Genomic DNA, 22537 nt, shown 5'->3' with positions numbered 1-22537 from the left:
CCCCAGACATCGGTTTCCTACTCCCGCACACTGTCGGTTGCGCCGCCGCGGGGGAAGGAAGGGGCAGCCGATGGAGAGGCCGAGCCCCGACGCGTGCCTGAACGACGTGGCCTGGTGCAGACGGATCGCCTTGGCGGTGGTGTTTGTCATCGCGACGCTGTCCTGGCTGGGTTGGGCGACCGGCGTCGACCGGCTGACCCGGATCAATGCGACCTGGCCGCAGATGATGCCGTGGACCGCGTTGTGGCTGGCGGCGCTGGGCACGGCGATCCTGGCCCAGTCGGGCCGCCCGTCGAGGGGACGAGTGTGGGCCGGCCGTGGCCTCGCCATGCTGGTGGGCGCGCTTGCCGGCGTGACCCTCTTGGAGTACGCCACCGGCGGTCCATCGACCGCCCTGGACCTGACGTGGTTCGGGGACGCGGTTCGCACGTCGCAACAGACCTGGCCCGGGCGTCCCAGCGCGCAGACGGCGGCGTCGGTCCTGCCCCTGGCGGCCGCCGTCGCCCTGATCCGCGTCGATCGGGGGACGCGTTTGGCCTGGCTCGCATGCATGGCGGCCGGCGGGGCCACCCCGTTCGTCACGGTCGGGGCCTACATGTTCGGCGCTTTGGCGCTGGTGGGCTTCTCGCCTTCGACCGGCCAGGCGTTCATGACGGCCGTGGCTCTGCTGCTGCTTGCCGCCGCGACGTCGCTGGCGCGCCCCGACCGGTCTCCGGTCGCCTGGCTGCTCGCCCGACCGGACCGGAAGTCACTTCTTCGGTTGGTGGGCATCCTCGCCGGCTTTCCGATCGTCGTCGCGCTGTCGAGGCCGTTCTTTCTGCGGCTCGGTCTGGGCCAGCAGGCGGAATGGACCTTCTCGGTACTGCTCGGCACCGCCATCGTCGGGGCGATCACGTTCTTCTTCATCCAGCGCGAGCAGAAGCTGTTGATCGAGCAGGAGCTGGTCAGTAAGGAACGCGCCGACGCCGAGATGCGCTATCGTATCCTCGCCGACAACGCGGTCGACATCATCGTGCACCTGCGCGGCGCTGAGGTTGTGTGGATCTCGCCGTCCGTGGAGGCGGCGTTGGGCCGGTCGCCGCAGGGTTGGACCGGCTCGGATTTCGACCGCCACATCCACCCGCGCGACCTCGAGGCGGTCATCAGTGCGCTGGGAAAGGTCACCGCAGGCGAATCGGTCCTGCACCGGTTTCGCGTGCGCTCCGCCGACGGCAATTACCACTGGGTCGAGGGGCACGGGAAGCCGTACGTCGACGCCGAGGGCAACACCGATGGCCTGATCGCCGCGGTGCGCATCATCGACGAGCAGGTGGAGGCGGAGCGGCGGCTGGAACGGATGGCACGGTTCGACACCCTTACCGGGCTGGTGAACCGCGCCGAGGCCATCAGCCGATTCGAGGCCGCGATGCAGAAGCCGCGGCCGCTCGGATCGTATGTCGGGGTGTTGTTCTGCGACGTCGACCGCTTCAAGCAAATCAACGACACCTGGGGCCACGGCGTGGGCGACTGTGTGCTGGCAACCCTCGCCGCAAGGATTTGTGGAAGCGTGCGCGGGGGTGACACGGTGGGCCGGATGGGGGGCGACGAGATACTCGTCCTGCTGCCCGACATTCACAGCGTCGACGAGCTCGCCCAGATCGCCGAGAAGATTCGCTGTCGCGCCGCCGAACCCATTGATGTATCCGGGAAGTGGTTATCGGCGACACTGAGCATCGGCGCCACGCTCGCCATGCCCGGCGAGTCCGTCGACCTGATCACCGCCCGGGCGGACGCGGCCATGTATCGGGCCAAGCTGGGGGACCGGAACACCGTCGTTCGCAACTAAGTAGCCGAGCCCTCGCCCTCCGACGGGTGATATCCGGTAGGTTTTTGCCGACGGCAGCTCGTTACAAGAGAGGGCAAATATGTCAAGGACAGTGGTGGTGGGCGCCTCGAGCGGACTCGGTCGCTGCATCGGCGTCGGCCTCGCCCAGCGCGGCGACCAGGTCGCGCTGCTGGCCCGGCGCCGCGAGCGCATCGAGGCGGCGGCCAAGGACGCCGGCCCGGGCGCGGTCGCCATCGAATGCGACGTCACGGACGAGGCGTCGTGCCGGTCCGCGATCGCCGCCGCCGCCGACGCCCTGGGCGGCATCGACAACATCGTCTACACCCCCGCCGTCGGTCCATTGGTCCGGATGGTGGACACCGACGCCGCGACCTGGCGGCGCATCTTCGACACCAACGTCATCGGCGCGGCGCTGGTGACGGCCGCGGCGGTGCCGCACCTGACGGTTTCCGCGGGCAAAGCGGTCTACCTGTCGTCCGACGCGGGCACGTTCGGGCCGCCGTGGCCGGGCCTGGGTGCGTACGGGGTCAGCAAGGCGGCCCTCGAGCGGATGGTCGACGCATGGCGGGCCGAACACCCCGACATCGGCTTCACCACCTTCATCGTGGGGGAATGCCCGGGTGGCGAGGGCGACGCGGCCACGGGTATGAACATCGGCTGGGACATGGACCTCGCCATGAAGGCCGTGCCGCTGTGGGCGTCCCGCGGATGCATGCCCGGCAAGCTGATGCCGGTCGAGGACCTCGTCGACGTGGTGCACACGATCCTGCGGACGAACGCCGCGACCTCGATGCCGGTGGTGGTGGCCAGGGGTGCGCCCGCCAGCCCCGCCGCGTTCGCGGATTCCGCGCAGTCCTAGCAGCGCGGCGGAGCCGGGCGCGGCGGGTCGGCGCCGTCGCTCTAGCGGCCCAGCTTCTCGCGGACCAGGTCGGTCAGGAAGCGGCCGGCCGAGGTCGGCCGGAAGGCGCGGGCCGCCCCGGTGAGCGCCTCGCGCGCATCCGGGGGCAGCTCGATGTCGGCGGCGGCGACGTTGAACTCGAGCTGCTCGACGCTGGACGCGCCGGGGATGGCGACCACGCCCGGAAAACTGATCAGCCAGGCCAGCGCCACCTGAGCCGGCTTGGCGCCGACCGTGGTCGCGACGTCGCGCAGCGTCTGCAGCAGCGGCTCGACGCGGCGCAGGTTCTCGGTGCCGAACAGCGAGTTCAGCGCCCGAATGCCGCCGGGACGGTTGTCCAGGCCGTATTTTCCGCCCAGCAGGCCCTGTTCGAGCGGGCTGTAGGCAATCACGATGCGGTTCTCCCGCTCCGCGAAGGGCACCAGGTCCTCCAGCGCCCCGGCGTGTGCCAGCGAGAAGTGCACCTGATTGCTCACGACCGGCCGGCCGAGCGCCGCGTCGGCCTTCCGCCACCGCTCGAGCGAGTAGTTGGAGACGCCGACCGCGCCGATCTTGCCGCTGTCGAGCAGGTCTCGCATTCCCGGCATGATCACCGTGTCGGGCACCAACGGGTTGGACTGGTGGATCTGGTAGAGCGGGATGCGATCCAGCCCCAGCCGCCGCGCGCTGGCGCGCTCGCGCTGCTTGATCACGGCGGGGAAGGGCGCGACCGGCATGATCTTGCTGGCCACCGCGACGTCGGCGCGCTCGTCGCCGAGCGCCTCGCCGAGGATCCGCTCGCTCTTGCCCAGCCCGTACACCTCGGCGGTGTCGAACAGCGTCACCCCCAGGGCGCGGGCGCGGCGCACGATGTCACGCGCGGCGCCCGAGGCATAACCCTCGCCGTAGCCCCACTCGCGTGACCCGAACTGCCAGGTGCCCAAACCGATTCGGCTGACCCGGCCCACTCCGTCGACGTCGAGATACTTCATGTGCCCACCCTAGCCAGGGACCTTGCCCAGCACGTAGTTGGCGATGCCCACCCCGGCCAGCCGCGGTTGGCCGCTGTCCGTCGTGCCGCTGCAGGACACCATCAGGTCGACGATGACGTTGGCCTTGGCCGCGATCGCCCGGGCCGAGCGGATCTGCAGGCCCCTGGGCGCGAGGTCCACCGTGGTGATGCCGTTGGGGGCGTCGGCGGGCTCGCCCACAGCAAACGGGAGAGCCTCCCCATTGGCCGGTGTCAGCGTCACGGTCAAGCCGCCGCATCGGCGCCATCCCGACAGCAACGCCTCGAGCTGCGCTTGGGCCGCCGCCGGGTCGTGGAAGGCCACCACGGCCTCGATGACCTGAGTCGACTTGAGAAAGCTGCGCGAGTCCCGGAACTCCGCCGCGCGGTAGCCCGTGACGCCGGCGCCGCTATAGGCGTCCGGCGTGCCGGGGGCGACGCTGCCCCAACATTCCGGCCGGTCGATCGCCCCTTCTGCGCTGGAGCGACCCATGTTGTCCCACGTCTGGCCCGCCTCGATGTTCTCGTCGGTGGTGAGGCTCTTCAGGGCGTCGGCGCCCGGCAGGAGCGCGGCCAGGGCGTCGGGCGCGACCGGTCCCGGCGCCGGCGGGGCCGCCGCGCTGGTGGGGGTGGTAGCCGGCGCCGCGGTCTGGGTGGACGGGGCGCCGCCCAGCGTGGCCCACGCGATCAGCGCGACCACCGTGACGGCGATGAACGCATACGACAGCGCCAGCCCCGCGCGGGCGCGGTCGCGGCCGAGCTCGCCGGTGCGGCGGATCTGCGCCAGCCCGGCGTGTCCCAGGATCGCTCCGACGGGCGCGAACACGAACGCGAACACCAGCGACAACGTCGCCAGCACGTTGACGGGCGGGCGGTACGGCGGTGGGGGTGGCGGCTTGAAGACCGGCGGCTCGACTGGGGCGGGCGGGACCCGGCCAAGCGGGTCGTACGTATAGGGGTTCTGCCAATACGAATCCTGCGGGTCGGTCACGCCAGCGCCTCCTTACCGGCCGCACCTGCCCGCAATGTAGCCGACGATCCGGCGGAGCGTCATAGCCGCGGCTTGGCGACGCTGACCACATAGGGCGCGTCGGCCAAGGTCAGGTACACCCGATGCGGGCCGATCGCGATGCCCGACAGCGGCGCCGTCTGGGCCGCCTGCGGCAGTCCCGACCGGTAGCCGATGACGCGGATGACCGGGATCGTGCGCGACGGGAAGCCGGTGAAGCTGGCCGTCTCGAGCACCACCACCTCGTGGTCCGTGGCGGCGTAGACCCTGGTGTCGTCGGTGCCCAGTTCGCGGATCGGGGACGGCAGCCGGGTGCTGGCCAGCACCGTCAAGCCCTCGCCGCCGCGGCGCGAATCCACGGCGTACAGCGTGCTGTCGTCGCGGCCGGCCACGTAGCTGCGCGTCACCGCGGCGCCGTCACCCGCCGACACGGCGACGTTCATCCGCAGCGAGCCGCGCTCCTCGGCGGGCGACAAAGACCCCTGGTAATGCCGGATTCCCGACGGCGCGTACACGTGGTAATCGATCTCGCGCCCGCGGTTCGCGCCGTCGATGGTGTCCGCGCGATCACCGGCGATCGGGGCGGTGGGCAGCTTCCGGAAGCCGTACTGGTCGACCGGTGTCACCGACGTGCCGTCCGACGACAGCGCCAGCAGCGTCCGCATCCCGGCATCCTCGGACAGATACGCCGGGGCGGGTCCCGCGTCGAAATCGCCGACCTGGCGCAGACTTTCGAGGTCAACCTCGGCGACCCTGCCGCGCTCCGGCTGCGGCACGAACACGATCCGGTCGTCCTTCTGGCTGATTTGCAGATTGCGCCCGACCGCCATGGGCTCCGACAACCGCGTCCTGGCCTCACCCGGGCGATCACCGGCGGCGACTTCGGCGAGCCGATGATCGCCGGTGAGCCCGACGAGGGCGTGCGCCCGATACGACCACACCGGATCGCGCAACGGCGCGGCGACCGACCAGAGCGCGACGTCGGGCTCGCCTTCCAGCGCCGCCCCCGGCGCCGCGCAGCCGGCCGTCACGACCAGTGCGCCGAGGATCGCCGCCCGACCGCGGATACCGGTGGCCACAAGCGTTCTCCCTTATTTCGCGACTGGTGAGGAACTACCCACTGGTGCGCGGGTGTACCCGTTTGGTGCCGGATTTCGTCGGGTAGCCGAAAAGAGGCGCGCAACAGCCCGCGCACCAAGCCGAGATGGGAAGGACACCATGGCTCAGAACGCCATCAAGTCGCCCACCGATGTGGTCGACTTTCTCGTCAGTCAACACCAGCAGATCAAGTCGTTGTTCGCCGAAACACTGGCGGCGTCCGGGAAAGAACGCGAAAAGGCGTTCGTCGAACTCCGGCGATTGTTGGCCGTCCACGAAACGGCCGAAGAGGAGATCGTGCACCCCCGAGCCAAGCGGAAGCTCTCCGACGGTGCCGCGGTGGTCGACGAGCGACTCCACGAAGAGCATGAGGCCAAGACGGTCCTGCAGAAGCTGGAGAAGCTCGACGTGGACAGCGCGGAGTTCACCCAGCTGCTGACGCAACTGCGCGACGCGGTCGTCGAGCACGCCGAGCACGAGGAGCACGACGAGTTCTCCAAGCTGGGCCAGGAATTGAGCGGCGATGAGCTCGAACGGATGGGCCGCGCGGCCAAGCTCGCGGAGGCGATCGCGCCGACCCGACCGCACGCCGGCGTCGAGTCGCAGACGGCCAACCTGGCCGCCGGACCGTTCGCGGCGATGTTGGACCGAGCCCGCGACGCCATCGTCGGCAAGGGCTAGCACCGGCTCACGGGGTGCCCCACTCGAGGGGGAGTGGGGCACCCCGGCCCCGGCCGAAGGGGACACCATGACCGCGACCAAGGCACCGGGCGCCGACCGCTATCTACCCGAGGAGCGGGGACTGGATTCGCTGCGAGCGGCGGCCGAATGTTGTCGCGGCTGCCCGCTTTTCGCCGATGCCACCCAAACGGTGTTCGGCAACGGCAACGCGGGAGCGCCCATCATGTTGGTGGGTGAGCAGCCGGGCGACCAGGAGGACCTCGCGGGCGAGCCGTTCGTCGGCCCGGCCGGGCGACTGCTCGACCGGGCCCTCGAAGATGCCGGCATCGATCCGGGGGTGGCTTATGTGACGAACGCGGTCAAACATTTCAAGTTCACCCGCAAGGGCGGCAAACGACGGATCCACCAAAAGCCCGGCCGCACCGAGGTGGTCGCCTGCCGCCCCTGGCTCATCGCCGAGATCGAGGCCGTGCGACCGCAGGTCATCGTGTGCCTCGGCGCGACCGCCGCGCAATCCCTGCTGGGGGCCGACTTTCGCGTGTCCGCCCAGCGGGGCCGGCAAGTGCGGCTGCCCGCGTCCATCGTCGATGTGGAGCCGGAGCCGACCGTGGTGGCGACGGTGCATCCGTCGGCGGTGTTGCGCGACCGCAGCGATCGACACGACGAGGCCTACGGGCTCTTCGTCGACGACCTGCGCAACGCGCGAGCCGGAGTCGTCCGCTGACCGGGCGTCGGCTCATCCCTTCTTGTGCGGCATGAACTCCTGCGCCTTGGTTTTCAGGCCGACCTTGACGAAGCCAACGCGGTCCTCGTCGCCGGAAAGCACCGCCGTGGTGGCCGCCTTGAACTGATCCCAGGTGGCGTGCGGCGGGATGGGCGGCATGTCGGGGTCGGTGAAGACGTCCAGCACGGTGGGACGGTCGGCCGACAACGCGTTGCCCCACGCGCCCTCGAGCTGGTCCGGGTCCTTGACGGCCATTGCGTTCAGGCCCAGGCCGGCCGCGAACGCGGCGAAGTCGACATCCGGAAGCGCTTGGGATTCATGGAATTTCGGTGAGCCCGCCATGGCGCGCATCTCCCACGTGACCTGGTTCAGGTCGTTGTTGTGCAGGATCGCGACGATCAGCCGGGGATCCTCCCACTCCTGCCAGTACCGCTTGATGGTGATCAGCTCGGCCATGCCGTTCATCTGCATGGCGCCGTCGCCGACGAACGCGATGACGGGCCGGCGCGGGTGGCCGAATTTGGCACCGATCGCGTACGGCACACCCGGTCCCATGGTGGCAAGGGTGCCGGACAGCGAACCCCGCATGTTGCCGCGGAAGCGCAGATTGCGCGCATACCAGTTGGCCGCCGATCCGGAGTCGGCCGTCACGATGGCGTCGTCGGGCAGCTTGGGGGAGAGCTCGGAGTACAGGCGCATCGGGTTGATGGGGTCGGCGCTGACGTGCGCTTCCTTGTCCATCGTCTCCCACCAGCGCGCCACATTCTTCTCGATCTCTTTCCGCCAGGATCGGTCTTCTTTGCGGCGCAGGTGCGGAATCAGGGCCCGCAGCGCGGTCTTGGCGTCGGCGACCAGGTTGACCTCGTACGGGTAGCGCATCCCGATGAGCCGGCCGTCGACGTCGATCTGCACCGCGCGGGCCTGCCCGAAATCGGGCAGGAACTGCGTGTAGGGGAAGCTGGATCCCACCGTGAGCAGCGTGTCGCAGTCGCGCATCAGCTCGTAGCTCGGCCGCGTCCCCAGCAGGCCGATAGAGCCGGTGACCCAAGGCAATTCGTCCGACAGCACGTCCTTGCCCAGCAGCGCTTTGGCGGCTCCGGCCCCGAGGAGGTCGGCGACCTGGGCCAGCTCTTCGTGCGCCCCGCGCGCACCGGTGCCCGCCAGGATGGCCACCTTCTTGCCCGCATTGAGGATCTCGGCCGCGCGCGCGATGGCCCCGTCATCCGGGGCGATCTCGGGGTATTCGATGCCCAGGCTGGAGGGCACCATCTTGAACGCGTGCTCGGGAGGCGAATACGGCAATTCCTGCACGTCGCTGGGGATGATCAACGCCGTGGGCGCGCGCTGAGTCATCGCGATGCGGATCGCGCGGTCCAGTACATTGGGCAATTGCTCTGGGACGGTGACCATTTGGACGTAGTCGCTGGCGACGTCCTTGAACAGATTCAGCAGGTCGACCTCCTGCTGGTAGTTGCCGCCCATGGCGCTGCGATTGGTCTGCCCGACGATGGCCACCACCGGAACGTGGTCCAGTTTGGCGTCGTAGAGGCCGTTGAGCAGATGGATCGCTCCCGGCCCCGAAGTGGCCACGCACACACCGAGCCGGCCGGTGAATTTCGCGTAGCCGACCGCCTCGAAGGCGCTCATCTCCTCGTGGCGCGACTGGATGAACTTCGGCTTGTTGTCTGCGCGACCCCACGCGGCGAGCAGCCCGTTGATGCCGTCACCGGGATAGCCGAACACGTGCTCGACGCCCCATGCCCGCAATCGCTCCAATAGGTAGTCCGAGACCTCTTGCTTGGCCATTGATGTCCCTCCTAGACAGACGGTTCGAATGAGATTCGCTAGGTACGCCGGGCAGCCGCAGGAGTCACGGTGGCGCGTGTTTGCTGCGATGGCCCGCGGCCGTCTGTTTCGACCGCAACCTGGCGTGAATGAGCCGCCAGGGCACTTCCCACAGCCATTGGTGTTACCCGCAATCACCGTGGTTATTCGGTCCGCGGCCGTCGCGCGGAGATTCTCAGCGGATTGCCAGGCAACCGTGTCCGCGGCGATGAATTTCGGTTTCGGCCCGAAGGATACGGCCCGCCACGAGGTGCCGAGAGCTCACGCGCTCTTGGGCAGGACGGACAACTCGGACGCGCTGTGGCCCTTGGCCACCCGCCGGATCAACATCCGGGTGGCCTTGTCGAGGATCTCCTGGGCGGAGTCGGGATCCCGGGCGCGTTCGGCGCGCCGCGTCGCGGCGGCGATCGTGAGCCCCTGCTCGTAGCCGGTCACGACGCGTGGGTCGACGTAGGAACCGCGGGCCACCGCCGGGGTGTTGCCCAGCTCCTCGGCGACCTCCTTCATGACGGCCGATTCCACGCGTTTGGCCACCCGGCGGGAAACGGCCGGGTCGGCGTCGGCGAACGCCGTGGCGGCCAACACCGTCCCGTGCCAGGTCCGCAGGTCCTTCACGGTGTATTCGTTACCGACGAGCTCCTTGAACCGGGCGTTGAGGTCGTCGGATCGCACGTCTATCCAGCCGGATGCGTTGCGGCACACCAGCAGCCGCTCTGTACGGTTGGGCCGGCGCATCAACGCGCGCACCGCCCTGACCACTTCGGGGTCCTCGATCTCCACGGTGCGCCGCACGCCGCTCTTGGCGGGAAAGTCGAACTCGACCGCGTCGCGCCGGACCGCCACGTGATCGCACTGCAGGGTCGCCAGGCCGTACGACTCGTTCTCCTCGGCATACTGCTCCCCGCCGGCGCGGAAGGACCCGCGATCGAGCAGGCGCAACGCCAGCGCCAGCACCCGTTTGCGGGTCAAACCGCTGCGTGTCAGGTCCTTCGCGATGGCGGCGCGCCACTGCGGTAACCGGGTGGACAATTCCAGGACGCGGTCGAACTTCTCCTCGGCGCGCTCCTGCTGCCATGCGGTGTGGTACAGGTACTGCCGGCGGCCGGCGGCGTCGACGCCGACGGCCTGAATGTGCCCGTTGGGATGCGGCGAGATCCACACGTTTTTCCAGGCCGGCGGAATGACCAACTCTTTGATTCGCTGCAGGGTTTCGGGGTCCGACAGGCGTTCGCCGTCGGGCCCGTAATACGCGAAGCCCTTGCCCCGACGCTTGCGCGCGATGCCCGGCTTGCTCAGAACGCTGCGACGCAGCCGCATCATGTCCCTCCAGTTACGTTCGCTGACTGGACAATTACCCGCGGCTGCTGCCGTTCACACGCGTTGCAAAGAACCGACCCGCCACAGCGTCGTGGCGGGTCGGTTCTGTATCGCAGCGGAATCAGCCGGCCATGAACTCCTGGTAGGCCGATTCCAGGGTCGGTGGCAGCGCCTTGACGTTGCACTGCCGTTCGGTGTCGCCGATCGGCGACAGGATGCCACGCAGGTCGTAGTACTCCTGCGGATGGGCCGTGAAGTAGCCCCGCAGGTTCGACTCGGCCTCGGGACGCGGCTGGCCGTAGGCGGCGGTGACCACCTGGTTGGCGCCTGGGTGCGCGGCCAGGTATTGCTCAGCCGAGCCCTGCACGGACGAAACCGTGGCGTTGACACCGCCGGGGCTGCAGTCGGGCGCCGCGGCCGCCGACGGGGCGCCGACGAGACCCAGAGTGATTCCCCCGAGCAGGCAGCCGGCACTGATGCCGGCCAGACGCCGGCGCGCGACAATACTGCTGATTTTCATGATTTTGTGTCCTTCAGAATTGCGAATTGACTTCTTCCACCGAGGCTCCCGATCCTCGAAATCCAAAGTAGCGGAAGTGGAAAGTGGCCGTTTCGCTCGCGACGAACGGAAGGAACATAAATTGACCGATACCGCCACGGAACGCCCCCGTTCACTAAGCGAACGATCAAATCCGCTCGGGAAGGCTGAGAATTCTTACGGAAGACTGGGCGGTTCTTAAGCAACCGCAAGAAAGATCGTGACGCAATCGTGACCTGAATTCGCCGACGCTCAGACCCGGGAGAAGTCCGGCCTGTGTACCGACGCGTGCGCGTCGCCGCCACCGTCCTTCGCGTGACCGTTGGTGCTCGCCGGTGGTAGCGAAGTCAGCCAGGACTCCACGCCGGGGCCGATGACCACCGCACGTTCGCCGGCCAGCAGCGCTCCCGTGGCGAGCGCGGGCACACGAGGCTGCACCGCCCGGACCGTACGGCTGTCGCCTTGCCGGGCAAGAACTTTCGTGGTCAGTTCGGGCAGCCGGATGGTGTCCGGGCCGGTGATGGTGCGCGGCGTGTGCGTCTGGCCGAGGGCGGCCTCGACGAGTACGTCGGCGACGCTGTCGGCGGCGATGGGCTGGACCAACCAGTCCTCGACGATCACCTCGTCCCCATCACAATTCACCGGCCCCGCGGGGCCGGTGGCGGATTCGTACCACGGGGTGGACTTCACGACCGTGGTCGGGACGGGACCGTCGAGCAGGATCCCTTTGGCCGCCCGTTTTGCCTCGAAGTATCCGAGCCCGTCGAACACCGCATCGTCGATGCCGGCCATCGTCGACACCACCAGACGCTGGACGCCCCGGGCTGCGCACACCCCCATGACGTTGCGGGCGGCGGTGGCCAACGTCTGGGCGAAGTTGGGCTGCCCGTCGTCGGCCGCGGGGTTGGACACGTCGATCGCGACGTCGACGCCATCGAGCGCGCGATACAGGCTCTCGCCGTCGAGCAGGTCGACGCCGTGTGCGCGGGAAACCTCGACGACCGCGACGTCGCGGGCCTTGAGCCTGGCGACGACGCGGGATCCGGCCGTGCCCGTCGCTCCGATCACGGCGATGGTGGTCAGACGCCTCACCCCTTTCGTCCGTCGCGCTCATTACTACCCAGCCGATCGCGGTTTAAACCATCCAATTCCGCGGCGCCCCGCTTCCCGTGATCGCGCGCACATGGTCCAGGGCGTTTGACGAGTCGGCCGACGGGAACGCCGTAGGAGCGAGTTGCACAGTAACCAAAGGGAGGTCGACCCATGGGGGATGACAAGAGCGGACCGCAGGAAGCCGTCACCGGTGCCGTCGAGGGCGTGAAGGGCAAGGTCAAAGAGGTCGGCGGGGCCGTCCTCGGCCGTGACGACGTGGTCAAGGAGGGTCAGGCCCAGCAGGACAAGGCCGACGCTCAGCGCGACGCGGGCAAGAAGGAGGCCGAAGCCGAGTCCGCCCGGGCCGGTGCGGAGGCCGCCGAGGAGCGCCAGAAGAAGAACCAGTAAGTCGTTGGTTCAGGGGTCCGGTCCCGGTTCGGGGCCGGACCCCTTTTTGCGCCCGGGACCGGCGGTGTTTCAAACCGCCGCGCCGGGTTATTCCTGGCTAGGGCCGCCGGCCGGTGGGTGAGCGAGGTGCGAGATGGGTTTGAGCGACCGGGTCTGCAGCGTTGTCGCGTTTCTGCGCGCGGGCTACCCGCGCGGCGCGCCCGCGCTCGGTTACGCACCGCTGCTGGCGCTGCTGCCGCGGCGGGTGTCCGACGACGAGGTCACGACCATCGCGAGGAAGCTGCTTGTCGCCGACCGTCGTTCGATCACCAATGTCGATGTCGGAGTGGAAATCACCAGGGTCACCGACGAGCTGCCCTCGATGAGTGAGATCGAGCGTGTCCGGCGCCGGCTGAGCGCCACGGGCCGGGCCGGCCACCACCACGCCTGAGCGCTGCGCCACTCACGCGTGTTCGAGGTCGACCACCAGCGGCCGATGGTCGGAAATCCCCATCGGCTCGGCCTCGACAACGCTGCCGCGCAGGCGGCGATCGTCGGTCAGGATGTGATCCAGCTGACGGTCGGGGGCGTCCGCGGGAAATGTCGCGGCTGCGGCCAGCGCCCGCATGCCCGACCAGCGGCGCACGGCCTTGGGTGTCATGTTGAGGTCCCCGGTCAGCAGCCGCGGGCCCGGGAAGCCGCGCAGGTCGTTTACCAGCCGGCGCAGCTGTCGCCGATTCCAGCCCGGCACGAAGGACAGGTGCGTGTTGGCCACCGTCAGCCCGCCCATCGGGGTGTGTAGCTGCGCGATCACCGCCGCCCTGGGCTCTTCGTCGACCACCATCACCCGGTTGGGGCCGGGCAAATACATCGGAAAGCGCATCGGAATGCGGGGTAGCCGCACCACCTGCCAGCTGGCAACCGGGTAGCGCGACAGCAAGGCGATTCCATAGGCCGCGGTGCCGGGTTGCTCTTGACCCGTGGCAGCCATCCACGTCGCCCCGGGGGTGCCGGAGATGGCCGCCACGAAGCGGTGCTCCACGGCCCCCATCGCCTCGGCCGCCACCGCGGTGAGGTCGGCGCGATCGGAGCGCGGCTGGTCACAGTCGACCTCTTGCAGGCTCAGCACGTCCGGGTCGAGGCGCCGCACACAGTCACGCAGCCGCTGAACTTCCACCCCGTCACCGACAGTGCGGCCGTGCAGGATGTTGAAGGTCGCGACGCGCATAGGGTCCCTCCTACCCACTTTCCGGCCCGCGCAGTCACGCGCCCCCGCGCGCTCACCGGAAGACCACCTCACCCACGGTGAGCAGTCGCTGCAGGACGAAGGGCGGCAGTACGGGCGGAGTTTCACCGCGGCCCGGCCGCAGCTGGCTCCGATAGCATTGCGCCGCTTGCCGTTTGCGGTTGATGGCCCAGCCGGGTGCCGGGACCGAGCGGGCGCGGCCCCACGGCACCGCGGGGTCGGCCGGGCTGGCCCAGTGCCACATCCAGACCGGGTATTCCAGAAGCGCGACGCCGGTGCGCGCGCATGCCACGGCGGCGGCGCGTCCCACGGCTTCGTAGTCGGGATGCCCGTCCCCACGCCAGGTCGCGGCACACCAGGCGCCGGGCCCGGCCGACCGCAAGATGTCCGCGAGGGCGCGGGCGACCCGATCCTCGTGGTTCGCCAGTTCGCCGTCGGGCAATCCCAGGCGCACCGGGGGAGGTGCGCCCAAAACGCCCGTAGCCCTGCGTATTTCGTATCGGCGGGTCGTCGACAGGCGAATCCGGCCGGACCGCGTCGTCCCGGGCTGGGCGGCACCCCCATCGCTGACCGAGACCACCCGGACGTCGACGCCCGATGCGATGAGTTGGGCGATCATCGCGCCCAGGCCCAGGGTCTCGTCGTGCGGGTGGGGTGCCACGACGATCAGGCGCCGGCACTCGGCCAGGTCCAGTGCCGGCAGGGGGCCGCGCTCAAAAGCGGCCAGCCACAACGGCGCCGGGGTGCCGCCATGGGTCAGCGGCTTGGCCACGAACCGGGCACTATTGCTGATCGGCGCGGTTCTCATGGCGCCCTCAGCGTTGGCGGCCGGCGAGCTGCCCGAGCTCGGCGAGATCGCGCTCCGCGTGGCTTTGCCGGATGTAGATGCTCAAGTCAGCGACCCGCTGGGCGTGCCGTCCGTCCTGGCAGAGCGGACCCGGTCCCAGCGCGCGGCCGGTGCGGGTGATGGCTTCGTCGACGGCGTGTTCCACGACCGTGCGGACCCGGCGGGCCAGCAGTTGCGCGGTGCCCGTCCGGTCGAACGGGTCGGTGTCGACATGTGTGGCCGCCACGGCCAGCATCGCGTCGCTGGCGGCCAGTGCGGCGTCGACGGCGCCGAGGTGTGCCAACGAGTATGCGTCGGCGGATTTGCTTCGGGCGCAACGGTATAGGGGATCGGCGACCCTGCGTGCGCCGCCCAGCCAACAGGCCGCCACACCGATGGCGCCGTGCCAGAAGCCGGGCCTGTTCAGATAGTCGCCGGGATCGCCGACGGCGACGGCGTGGGTGTTGGTGAACTGCACCGGTCTGGTGTCGCTACCCGCCATTCCGGCGTTCCACCAGGTGCTGGGCAGCGGCTTGACGCTTGCGTCGGTCACCTGCACGGCGAACAGGCCCGGTGTTCCGTCTTCGAGGCGGGCGGTCACCAGCGCGTGCGTGCAAAACCCCGCACCCGAGCACCACACCTTCGTGCCCGTCAGGGTGAACGCCCCCTTGACGTCGGTGGCCGTCAGCACCGCGTCTGGCGCTTCGGCAGCCCAAACACCCCACAGCTGACCGGATTCCGGGGGTTTACCGCCCAGTTCGTGAAGGATCGCGACGGCGTCGACGTGGGCTTCGGCGACCCGGGCCGCCACGATGTTCTCCTCGGCCAGCGACGCCAGGCGCTGCCAGCGTTCGGCAGTGCGCCCGGAGGCGGGTTGTGGCAGCTCGAGCCGTCCCGACTCGAGCCAGTGCCTGACAAGACCCGCAGTCACACGCAATCACCCGCCGCCGATCTCCCCAGTTGCCTGGGGCGGTGATCGAACCCGTGTGGCGCCTGTTCCTGGGTTCGCGCCGGTGTGCGGAGGCGGAGTTCGGTGTCGCCCCGCTCAGTGTGAGCGGGGACCACGGCGGCGGCATCATAGGCGCGGGGCCAGGCGGTTGACACAACAGACAGGTTTTCCCAAATGACCGCAAGTTAAACGGGCTTACCAACTCTGGCGCCGTGTCCGCGCAGGTTGCACCGGCCCCCGGCGGGGTATGACCTATGCACCATGGCACCTACCGAGGCCCACTTGGACGTCCCCGCGTCCAGCACACAGCTGCGGGATGCGCTGCGTTGTGCAGCATCGGCGCTCAAGGAGAACGGCCCTCGATTCGCGTTGGCCGGCAGCTACGCGTTGTGGGCCTACGGCGCGCCCGAACCCACACACGATGTGGATCTGGTGGTGGCCGAGGCCGACGTCGACGACGCCGTGGCCACCCTCAGCGATGCCGGGTTCGCCGTAGAGCGGCCCCCGGAGGATTGGCTCTTCAAGGCGCGCACCGGCGATACGGTCGTCGACGTGCTGCACCGGGTCAACGGCGTGCGGGTGGAAGCCTCAGTCCTGGACTGCGCTGAGCAGCACGATGTGCTGGCCATCAGGATGCCTGTGCTGCCGCCCACGATGGTGCTGATCCAGCAACTGCGTTCCCTGGGTGAGCATCATTGCGACTTAGCCAGGCTATTGCCGGCCGTGCGCGCGGTCCGCGAACGGCTGGACTGGGAACGAATCAGGGCGCGCACCGCCGACAACGATTACGCGGTCGCCTTCCTGGTGTTGGTCGACCGGCTCGGCCTGACGGATCAGTGATTCCGCAGCTTTGCTACCAGCTTGTCCTTCGTCAGGCTTGAATAGCCGGACATGCCAAGCTCTTTCGCTCGCTTCTTCAGCTGCGGGACGGTCCAGTCCTGATACGACCCAGACTTGCCGCCCTTGCGCCCGACTGAGGACTTGCCCCGTGCGGCAGCCGCATTGGAGATCCGGGCCGCCTTTTCCTTGGAATCGCCCTGCTTACGCAGGTCCTTGTACAACTTCTCGTTCTTGATCGACGAGTTCGGCATTGTCCATCCTCCTGTTCACGATGAGACATCCTGTTCACGATGAGACATCCTTAGCGTCCTGGTCAGGATGCCCGCCCGGGCGGCAGTGAAAACCCGGGTCGTCTGCGCGCCGTCCATCGCTGAGTGGGTTACCTGGCATGGATGCGGGTAGTCGAGGGGCAATGATTTCAGCGACGAGCAACAGGGGCGACCTGCGCGGTGTGGTGGCTATCGGCGCCCGTGGGTGGCGCTGCGCAGCCTGCAGGAAATCGCGCGATCGTCGGCCGAAGAAACCGAACGCGCGCTGAAAGTGCTCAGCGAGAGGTTGTCGGCGAACGCGCAAAACGGCGGTGACGACGGTGATTGAGCCGCGCATCCGCATTGACGCCGAGGCGCGGCAGGAGGTGCCGATCCTGGCAGTAGAGGGCGTGCTGGACAGCTCCACGTATCGAACCGTCCGCGACGCCGTCATCAAGGCCGCCCTGGACCAGCCGCGCGCGGTGATCGTCGATGTCGACCGGCTGTCCGTGCCGACGGCCTCGGCCTGGACGGTTTTCACCAGCGCCCGATGGCACGTCAGCATCTGGCCCGACGTCCCGATTTCGCTCGTCTGCCCACAACCGAAGGCGCGGCGGGCGGTCAACGCGGCGGGCGTGGCCCGCTATGTGCCGGTGCATCCCACCCGGGAGTCGGCGCTGGGTGCCGTGAGCAGTCGGTCGTTGCAGCGTCGGCGCCGGGCGCGCACCGAACTCCCGCGCTCGCCCGGCAGCCTCGGCCTTGCCCGCGCCGTCATCACTGATTGGCTCACCGAATGGGGATGCCGCGGGGCGACTCCGGTCGCGTCCACCGTGGCCACCGTCTTCGTCGAAAACGTCCTCGACCACACCGACAGTGCGCCGGTGCTGATCGTCGAAAGTTTCTCCGACGCCGTGACCGTCGCGGTGGAGGATTGCAGCGACCGCCTGCCCGGCCGGCACGAAGACGCCGAGCGCGGAGCCGAGGTCGTGTCCGGCCTGGCGATCGTCTCCGCCCTGTGCCGGACGTGGGGCAGCGCCCCAACGTCGACGGGCAAGACGGTCTGGGCGCTGGTCGGTGCGAGAATCGCTTCTGACGACCGCGAGTAACGTCCAAGTCCTTCGGCCACGCTCGATGCGACGGGCCTCGGATGGACGACGAATCGGTCGGCAGATCACTCAGCACCGTCGAGAGCGCCGCCAGACCATCCGCTGGCGCCAGCAGAACCACCAGCTCGACTACGGGCGGATGCGCGTCGCTCGCCGGCCCGCCGGTTTTCCAGATCCACCGCCGCGGCACAGCCGGCCAGCGCTCCCCTTTTATCCAGGCCGCGCCGTGGTTATCCGCCATGCGAAATGGGAACGCGCTAGGTGAAGCGACGCCGTTTTGCCGATATTTGGGCCGGGTACGCCACCACGCCAAAGGCGGCGAAAGGGGGCTTGACGTGAGAATTGCGATGGTCAGCGGCGACGACATCGTCGGCGACGACCCACAGCAACTGTCCGCCGCCCTTTCGGCCCGCGGCCACGACGTCACCGGCTTCGCCCGGCGCAAAGCCCGCCGAGCGACGGGAAACCGCACCGTAGTGGTGACCGTCGGCCCCCGCGAACCAACTTCCTCCTCGGAGGTGCTGCCCTACATCGGCGACTGGGCGTCCGCGCTCACCCGCCAGTGGTCGGCCGAGGCCCCCGACGTGGTGCACGCGTACGGGTGGCTCGGCGGCCTGGCCGCCCAGCTGGCCGCGCGGCGGCTAAAGGTGCCGACCGTCCAGAGCTTTCTGGGTCTGGCCGCCACGTCTGGGCGCGGCGGCGCCGCCGGACCGGGGCCGAACAGCGAACGGATTCGAATCGAACGGCTACTGGCGCACAGCGCGACGTGGGTGACGGGGGAGAGCGCCGACGACGTCGATGCCCTGAGCCGGATGCGTCGCAGCCGGGCCCGGGTTTCCGCTCTGACGAGCGGGGTCGACGTGGAGCGATACAACTCCCGCGGCCCGGCACTGGCCCGGACCGACCTGCATCGCGTCCTCTGCCTCGCGCCAAACCCCATGCCGTGCAACGGCTTCGACATCGCCGTCAAGGCGCTGCCCAGGATCCCGGCCACCGAGTTGGTGATTGCTGAGACCGAGCCCACCAACCCCGACCACGACGGGGCGCGGGCCAGGCTGCAACAGCAGGCCGCCAAGTTGGGGGTGGCCGAGCGAGTCCGGTTCGCGCACACCGTCGCCGGTGACGAACTCCCGATGCTGCTGCGGTCCGCGGACGTGGTCGCGTGCACGCCGCGCCAGCCACCGCGCGCGACATCGGTGCTGCAAGCGATGGCCAGTGGCGTGGTGGTGGTGGCCTTCGGAGTCGGGGTGCTCAAGGACGCCGTGGTCGACGATGTCACCGGGCTGGTGCTCCCGTCGGAAACTCCCGGCAGCTTGTCAGCTGCCTTGAGGAGCCTTCTGGCACAGAGCTTCCAGTGCGAGAGCATGGGCGCGGCGGGCCGCAGCCGCGCGTTGTCCCGTTACGCCTGGGACAGGATTGCCCTTGACTCGCAGAACATCTACCAACAGGTGGGGGCCCCGTGTTCGGCACCGCAACGCTTGCAGTCATCCGGTGTCCGGTGATGCAATGATGACACCGTAGCCCTTTGGGGACGCCAACTATGACGACCATGACGAGCGCCACCGACAACGCCGGCACCGGCGTGCTCGCCGGTGAAGTCGGACCACCGTCCGGAGGGGGCCAAGCCGCAGTCGGCGCTGAACTCGCGGGCGATGCGGGCGGGTCGGCGGCAGCGCTTCGGCACGACCAGTTCCGAACCATCGATGCGCAGACCGCGCGCCAATTCTTTGCCAGGGCCTACCATCCCGGCTGGCGCATCACCGGGCTCACGGGACGCTCGGCCGTTTCCCATCGGCGCTGCGAAGCGGGTTCGTTGACGGTCGACGACGTGACGATTCAGGGTCGCGTCGCGGTGGAGATTCCGGCCTCCGACGCGGTCGCCGTTATCCAGCCTCGCGCGGGGTCGATGAACGTTGCGGGCGGTCCCCCCGCCACAGCGGACTTCCCGATACTGGTCGCCCATGACATGTCGTGCGTGTTGCAGTGCAATGGTGCGCGGTTCGACGTGGTGAGCGTCGCTGCGGACCTGCTGCACAAGGTCGCCGCGGGTGGCCGCGCGCCCTTACCGCAACGGCTCCACTTCCTGGACTGGCGCCCGCGCTCGCGCGCGGCCGTGCGGGCGTGGCATCGGACGCTGGACCACGTCGCGTCGACGCTCGCCGGCCCGGACACCGCCCACCAGCCACTCATCGTGGCGGGGCTTGGTCCGCTGTTGGCCGGTGCGCTGCTCGAGTGCTACCCGTCCAACCTCACCGAGCAGGACCTGGCCAACGAGCCCGCAATCCCCGAAACGCTGAAGGACGCAGTGTCTTTCATCCATCGTCACGCCGCTGAGGACGTCAGCATCAACGACGTCGCCGCCGCCGTGCATTTGACCCCCAGGGCTGTGCAGTACCTGTTCCGCCGCCAACTCGCCAGCACCCCAACGGAATACATTCGCCGCGTGCGCCTCAATGGCGCCCATCAAGAGCTGTTGGCCGCGGCGCACTCCGACACCACCGTCACGGAAATCGCCCAGCGCTGGGGGTTCGCGCACACCGGCCGGTTCGCGGTGCTGTACCGGCAGACGTACGGCCATAGCCCGCACACCACGCTCCGGCACCTGACCGCAGGGCCGTGACGCCGATAGGCCGCTAAACCCCAGGTCAGGCCCACTGCGTTCACCCGACTTTGCCTTCGCGTCATGTCACTGTGACCAACACGCCGAAAGGTGTTTTCCGCACCCAGAGTCGAAGCGAAACCGCCTGGTTGAGCGCCGATTCCGGATCGCCTGGTGGGCGCGCGGCGTCGCTTGTGCGTACGGGCGGCCGCTACACCCGGTAGGCTGTAGCCAGGTTGAGTCCCCAGCTGCCGTTACCAACGGGCGCCATTCGGACACCGTCGTCGCTCGCCCTGCTACTCCAATCCCCTTGAAGGGCGCACTCAACATGACTGCTTCAACCGAACTTCGTACACCCGACCGACATACACCCGGGCTGCTCGGAGAACCTCGCAGCCGCTACCAAATCGACTGCGCCGGAGCGCAAATCCAGGTTCACGCCCGTAGTGTGGCCACCATCTTGCGCCTCGAAGGCGAGGTCGACGCATCCAACACCGCCCTCATCGCCGAGGCCATTCGCCGCTTTACGCGGCTCAGGGCCCCGTTGGTCCTCGACCTCGCCGGTCTGGACTTCCTTGCCGCCTCGGGCCTGCGAGCGCTGCTGGTGCTCAGCGAGGAGCATCGGCGGGCCGGGCTGCGGTGCAGCATCGTCAGCGGCGTGGCGCTGCGCCGGCTGACCCGGGTCCTGCCGGAACTGGGCCTGCCCATCGCCGACTCGGTCCCTGCGGCCCTCGCGCATATCGAAGGCGTCGCAACGGCTCGCCGTCGGTTGGTGTCGGGCCCGTCCCGGCAGCAGGAACCGCAGCGGGACGCGTCGACTGGGCTCCGCGGGCTGGCTTCCTAACGGCCCAGCCGGCGCATCAACTGCTCGGCGGCATACCGGCCACTGGCCATGGCGCCGTGCACCGTGGCCGGATTGTTGACGCCGACCGCCTCGCCCGCCAGGTAAAGCCGGTCGCTGATCGGTTCCTGCAGCCGGCGCCGGTCATCCAGGCCGGAGCCGGGGGCGTGAAAAGAGTAGGCGCCGCGCGCATACGGGTCGGCGCTCCAGTCCGATGTCTTGACCTCGACCGGGGAGATGTCATCGCCGAACAGCCGATGAGCGATCGGCAGCGCGGTTGCCATCAGATCCCTGGGCGAGGAGGCCTCCACGGCGCGGCCGCGGCCACCGGCGTTGAATGCCAATATGATTGGGCCCGCGGTCGCCGGGAGGCTGAACCACTGGGCCCACGGGCCGCCGTCGGCGGCGAGGTATTGATAGAAGGCGTTGTCCACCGTCCAGCCGCGCCGGTTGAACCGGAAGAAACTCTTCGACAGCACGCCGAAGCCCAGGGCGTCGACCGCGCGGCGGTACGGGTCGGGCAGGGGCGGATCGAAAGCGATAGCACCGGCTTTCAGCACGCCGAGCGGAACGGTGACGATTGCGGCGGGTCCCTGGTAAGTCCGATCTTTGGTCCGGACCACGACGGAGTCGTCGCGTTGCGCGATCGCCGTCACCGGCGCGTTCAACTCGACCCGCAACCCGTCGGCGAGCAGCTTCGGCAGGGCGTGGTAGCCGTTCGTGATGACAACCTGATCGCCGCCGCTGTAGTCGCCCTCGTCAAAGGTGATGGCGGACAGCTGATCCGCGTCGGCAGCGAACTCGTCCTCGATCTCGGTGGTGAGATAGAAGGCCAACTGGGCGCGGTCCGCGGTGGACAGCGCTTCGCCGCCTGCCGCGGCATTGACGGCGGCCGCCAGGCTGCCGGCGTCGACTTGGTAACGCGCCCGCTCCACGAACACGCGCCATAGTGTCGGGTCGTAGTCGAGCGGTGGAAGTTTGGGATCGATCACGAGCTTGGCCCAGCTGTAATAGTCGGTCGTGACCAACTGAGCCCCCGCGCGGCGCGCCAGTTGCACCAGCGGGTTGTCCGCGGTGCCGTGGATCCACGACGCGCCCATCTCGAGCGGTACGCCCCAGTCGCGGTCGGTGTGCACCCGGCCGCCGATGCGGTCGCGGGCTTCGATCACGCGAACCGGCCACCCCGCATCGGCGAGGCCGCGGGCGGCCGACAGGCCGGCCATCCCGGCGCCGATGACGAGCACCGACCGGGTATCCGGCCGGGGCGGCCGCGCGGATGGCGGATGGTGCGGCGCGCAGGCGGCCATCAGCCCACCGCCGACCACGCCCGCGGTAGCCGCGATGAATTCCCGACGGGACATCGGGTACACGGGTGTTAGCGTCTCACATCGCAACGGTTTGCCGGATTTACCGAATCCGAACGGACCTTAGGGATAAACTTGCGCCAGTCCTTAACTGCGGCGACGAGGCCGCGTTGGAG

24 protein-coding genes are annotated in these 22537 nt (G+C 69.0%); 12 read left to right on the top strand and 12 right to left on the bottom strand.

What is annotated here, in order from left to right; translation table 11 throughout:
- The first annotated feature begins 70 nt into the window (after window positions 1–70).
- On the top strand, window positions 71–1825 hold the full coding sequence (locus tag A5773_RS16705) for a sensor domain-containing diguanylate cyclase (RefSeq protein ID WP_067791645.1): 1755 nt from the start codon (window positions 71–73) through the stop codon (window positions 1823–1825).
- Window positions 1826–1916: 91 nt separating this feature from the next.
- Window positions 1917–2684, top strand: coding sequence for an SDR family oxidoreductase (locus A5773_RS16700; RefSeq protein WP_082939211.1), 768 nt, complete (start codon window positions 1917–1919; stop codon window positions 2682–2684).
- Window positions 2685–2725: 41 nt separating this feature from the next.
- Here the strand turns inward: A5773_RS16700 and A5773_RS16695 are convergent, their stop codons facing one another.
- The 3 genes from A5773_RS16695 to A5773_RS16685 are packed head-to-tail and all read right to left on the bottom strand — an operon-like array spanning window position 2726 to window position 5799.
- Window positions 2726–3694: an aldo/keto reductase gene (locus A5773_RS16695; protein WP_067791643.1), complete on the bottom strand. Its 969-nt coding sequence runs from the start codon at window positions 3692–3694 to the stop codon at window positions 2726–2728.
- A 9-nt stretch (window positions 3695–3703) separates the two neighbouring features.
- Entirely contained in the window at window positions 3704–4702 is a 999-nt protein-coding gene (locus tag A5773_RS16690) for a sensor domain-containing protein (protein ID WP_067791641.1), read from the bottom strand.
- A 59-nt stretch (window positions 4703–4761) separates the two neighbouring features.
- A complete protein-coding gene (locus tag A5773_RS16685; protein ID WP_067791639.1) occupies window positions 4762–5799 on the bottom strand; it encodes a hypothetical protein in 1038 nt (345 codons plus the stop codon).
- Window positions 5800–5938: 139 nt separating this feature from the next.
- Between A5773_RS16685 and A5773_RS16680 the strand changes: the two genes are divergently transcribed.
- Window positions 5939–6499, top strand: a complete 561-nt coding sequence (locus tag A5773_RS16680) for a hemerythrin domain-containing protein (RefSeq protein ID WP_067791638.1) — start codon at window positions 5939–5941, stop codon at window positions 6497–6499.
- Between the two features lie 67 nt (window positions 6500–6566).
- On the top strand, window positions 6567–7223 hold the full coding sequence (locus A5773_RS16675; RefSeq protein ID WP_067791636.1) for a UdgX family uracil-DNA binding protein: 657 nt from the start codon (window positions 6567–6569) through the stop codon (window positions 7221–7223).
- A 12-nt stretch (window positions 7224–7235) separates the two neighbouring features.
- Here the strand turns inward: A5773_RS16675 and A5773_RS16670 are convergent, their stop codons facing one another.
- The 4 genes from A5773_RS16670 to A5773_RS16655 all read right to left on the bottom strand — a co-directional run bounded on the left by A5773_RS16670 (window position 7236) and on the right by A5773_RS16655 (window position 12015).
- Window positions 7236–9029, bottom strand: a complete 1794-nt coding sequence (locus A5773_RS16670; protein WP_067791634.1) for a thiamine pyrophosphate-requiring protein — start codon at window positions 9027–9029, stop codon at window positions 7236–7238.
- A 300-nt stretch (window positions 9030–9329) separates the two neighbouring features.
- Entirely contained in the window at window positions 9330–10385 is a 1056-nt protein-coding gene (locus A5773_RS16665) for a DNA topoisomerase IB (protein WP_067791796.1), read from the bottom strand.
- Window positions 10386–10506: 121 nt separating this feature from the next.
- Window positions 10507–10905, bottom strand: coding sequence for a heme-binding protein (locus tag A5773_RS16660; protein WP_066946731.1), 399 nt, complete (start codon window positions 10903–10905; stop codon window positions 10507–10509).
- Window positions 10906–11175: 270 nt separating this feature from the next.
- Complete coding sequence (locus A5773_RS16655; protein ID WP_067791632.1) at window positions 11176–12015, bottom strand: SDR family oxidoreductase; 840 nt, start codon at window positions 12013–12015, stop codon at window positions 11176–11178.
- A 171-nt stretch (window positions 12016–12186) separates the two neighbouring features.
- Here A5773_RS16655 and A5773_RS16650 point away from each other — a divergent pair, with 171 nt between their 5' ends.
- Window positions 12187–12423, top strand: coding sequence for a general stress protein CsbD (locus A5773_RS16650; protein ID WP_066946725.1), 237 nt, complete (start codon window positions 12187–12189; stop codon window positions 12421–12423).
- A gap of 133 nt (window positions 12424–12556) precedes the next feature.
- Window positions 12557–12853, top strand: a complete 297-nt coding sequence (locus A5773_RS16645) for a DUF3349 domain-containing protein (protein WP_066946720.1) — start codon at window positions 12557–12559, stop codon at window positions 12851–12853.
- 12 nt (window positions 12854–12865) lie between these two features.
- On the opposite strand, the gene A5773_RS16640 is transcribed toward A5773_RS16645, so the two are convergent.
- From A5773_RS16640 to A5773_RS16630, 3 genes are read right to left on the bottom strand one after another with little or no spacing between them, the layout of a single operon-like run.
- Window positions 12866–13630 (bottom strand): endonuclease/exonuclease/phosphatase family protein, encoded by a 765-nt coding sequence (locus A5773_RS16640; RefSeq protein WP_067791630.1) that lies wholly within the window; start codon window positions 13628–13630, stop codon window positions 12866–12868.
- A gap of 52 nt (window positions 13631–13682) precedes the next feature.
- Window positions 13683–14456, bottom strand: coding sequence for a PIG-L deacetylase family protein (locus A5773_RS16635; protein WP_067791628.1), 774 nt, complete (start codon window positions 14454–14456; stop codon window positions 13683–13685).
- A gap of 7 nt (window positions 14457–14463) precedes the next feature.
- Window positions 14464–15405 (bottom strand): acyl-CoA dehydrogenase, encoded by a 942-nt coding sequence (locus A5773_RS16630; protein ID WP_067791626.1) that lies wholly within the window; start codon window positions 15403–15405, stop codon window positions 14464–14466.
- A gap of 279 nt (window positions 15406–15684) precedes the next feature.
- On the opposite strand from A5773_RS16630, the gene A5773_RS16625 reads away from it, so the two are divergent.
- The gene (locus A5773_RS16625; protein WP_067791623.1) at window positions 15685–16263 is read left to right on the top strand and encodes a nucleotidyltransferase family protein; all 579 of its coding nucleotides are present in this window, start codon (window positions 15685–15687) and stop codon (window positions 16261–16263) included.
- Here the strand turns inward: A5773_RS16625 and A5773_RS16620 are convergent.
- Window positions 16257–16514 carry a hypothetical protein gene (locus A5773_RS16620; protein WP_007168278.1) on the bottom strand — a complete coding sequence of 86 codons (258 nt, stop codon included), beginning with the start codon at window positions 16512–16514 and terminating at the stop codon, window positions 16257–16259. The genes A5773_RS16625 and A5773_RS16620 overlap by 7 nt on opposite strands.
- Window positions 16515–16737: 223 nt before the next feature.
- Between A5773_RS16620 and A5773_RS26660 the strand changes: the two genes are divergently transcribed.
- The 5 genes from A5773_RS26660 (at window position 16738) to A5773_RS16600 (ending at window position 21060) form a co-directional block, all read left to right on the top strand.
- Window positions 16738–16860 carry a hypothetical protein gene (locus A5773_RS26660; protein ID WP_255377654.1) on the top strand — a complete coding sequence of 41 codons (123 nt, stop codon included), beginning with the start codon at window positions 16738–16740 and terminating at the stop codon, window positions 16858–16860.
- Window positions 16853–17617, top strand: a complete 765-nt coding sequence (locus tag A5773_RS16615) for an STAS domain-containing protein (protein WP_067791793.1) — start codon at window positions 16853–16855, stop codon at window positions 17615–17617. Before A5773_RS26660 ends, A5773_RS16615 begins: the two co-directional genes overlap by 8 nt.
- Before the next feature lie 335 nt (window positions 17618–17952).
- Window positions 17953–19119 carry a glycosyltransferase gene (locus tag A5773_RS16610; protein WP_067791621.1) on the top strand — a complete coding sequence of 389 codons (1167 nt, stop codon included), beginning with the start codon at window positions 17953–17955 and terminating at the stop codon, window positions 19117–19119.
- Between the two features lie 38 nt (window positions 19120–19157).
- A complete protein-coding gene (locus A5773_RS16605) occupies window positions 19158–20237 on the top strand; it encodes a helix-turn-helix transcriptional regulator (RefSeq protein ID WP_067791619.1) in 1080 nt (359 codons plus the stop codon).
- A 307-nt stretch (window positions 20238–20544) separates the two neighbouring features.
- Window positions 20545–21060, top strand: coding sequence for an STAS domain-containing protein (locus A5773_RS16600; protein ID WP_082948288.1), 516 nt, complete (start codon window positions 20545–20547; stop codon window positions 21058–21060).
- Here A5773_RS16600 and A5773_RS16595 read toward each other — a convergent pair.
- On the bottom strand, window positions 21057–22418 hold the full coding sequence (locus A5773_RS16595; protein ID WP_067791617.1) for an NAD(P)/FAD-dependent oxidoreductase: 1362 nt from the start codon (window positions 22416–22418) through the stop codon (window positions 21057–21059). The genes A5773_RS16600 and A5773_RS16595 overlap by 4 nt on opposite strands.
- Window positions 22419–22537: the final 119 nt, after the last annotated feature.

This window comes from Mycobacterium sp. 852014-52450_SCH5900713 (assembly GCF_001667075.1).
Taxonomy (GTDB): Bacteria; Actinomycetota; Actinomycetes; order Mycobacteriales; family Mycobacteriaceae; genus Mycobacterium.
Note: the sequence above shows the minus strand (reverse complement) of the source record. Positions and strands in the feature narration are given on the sequence as shown.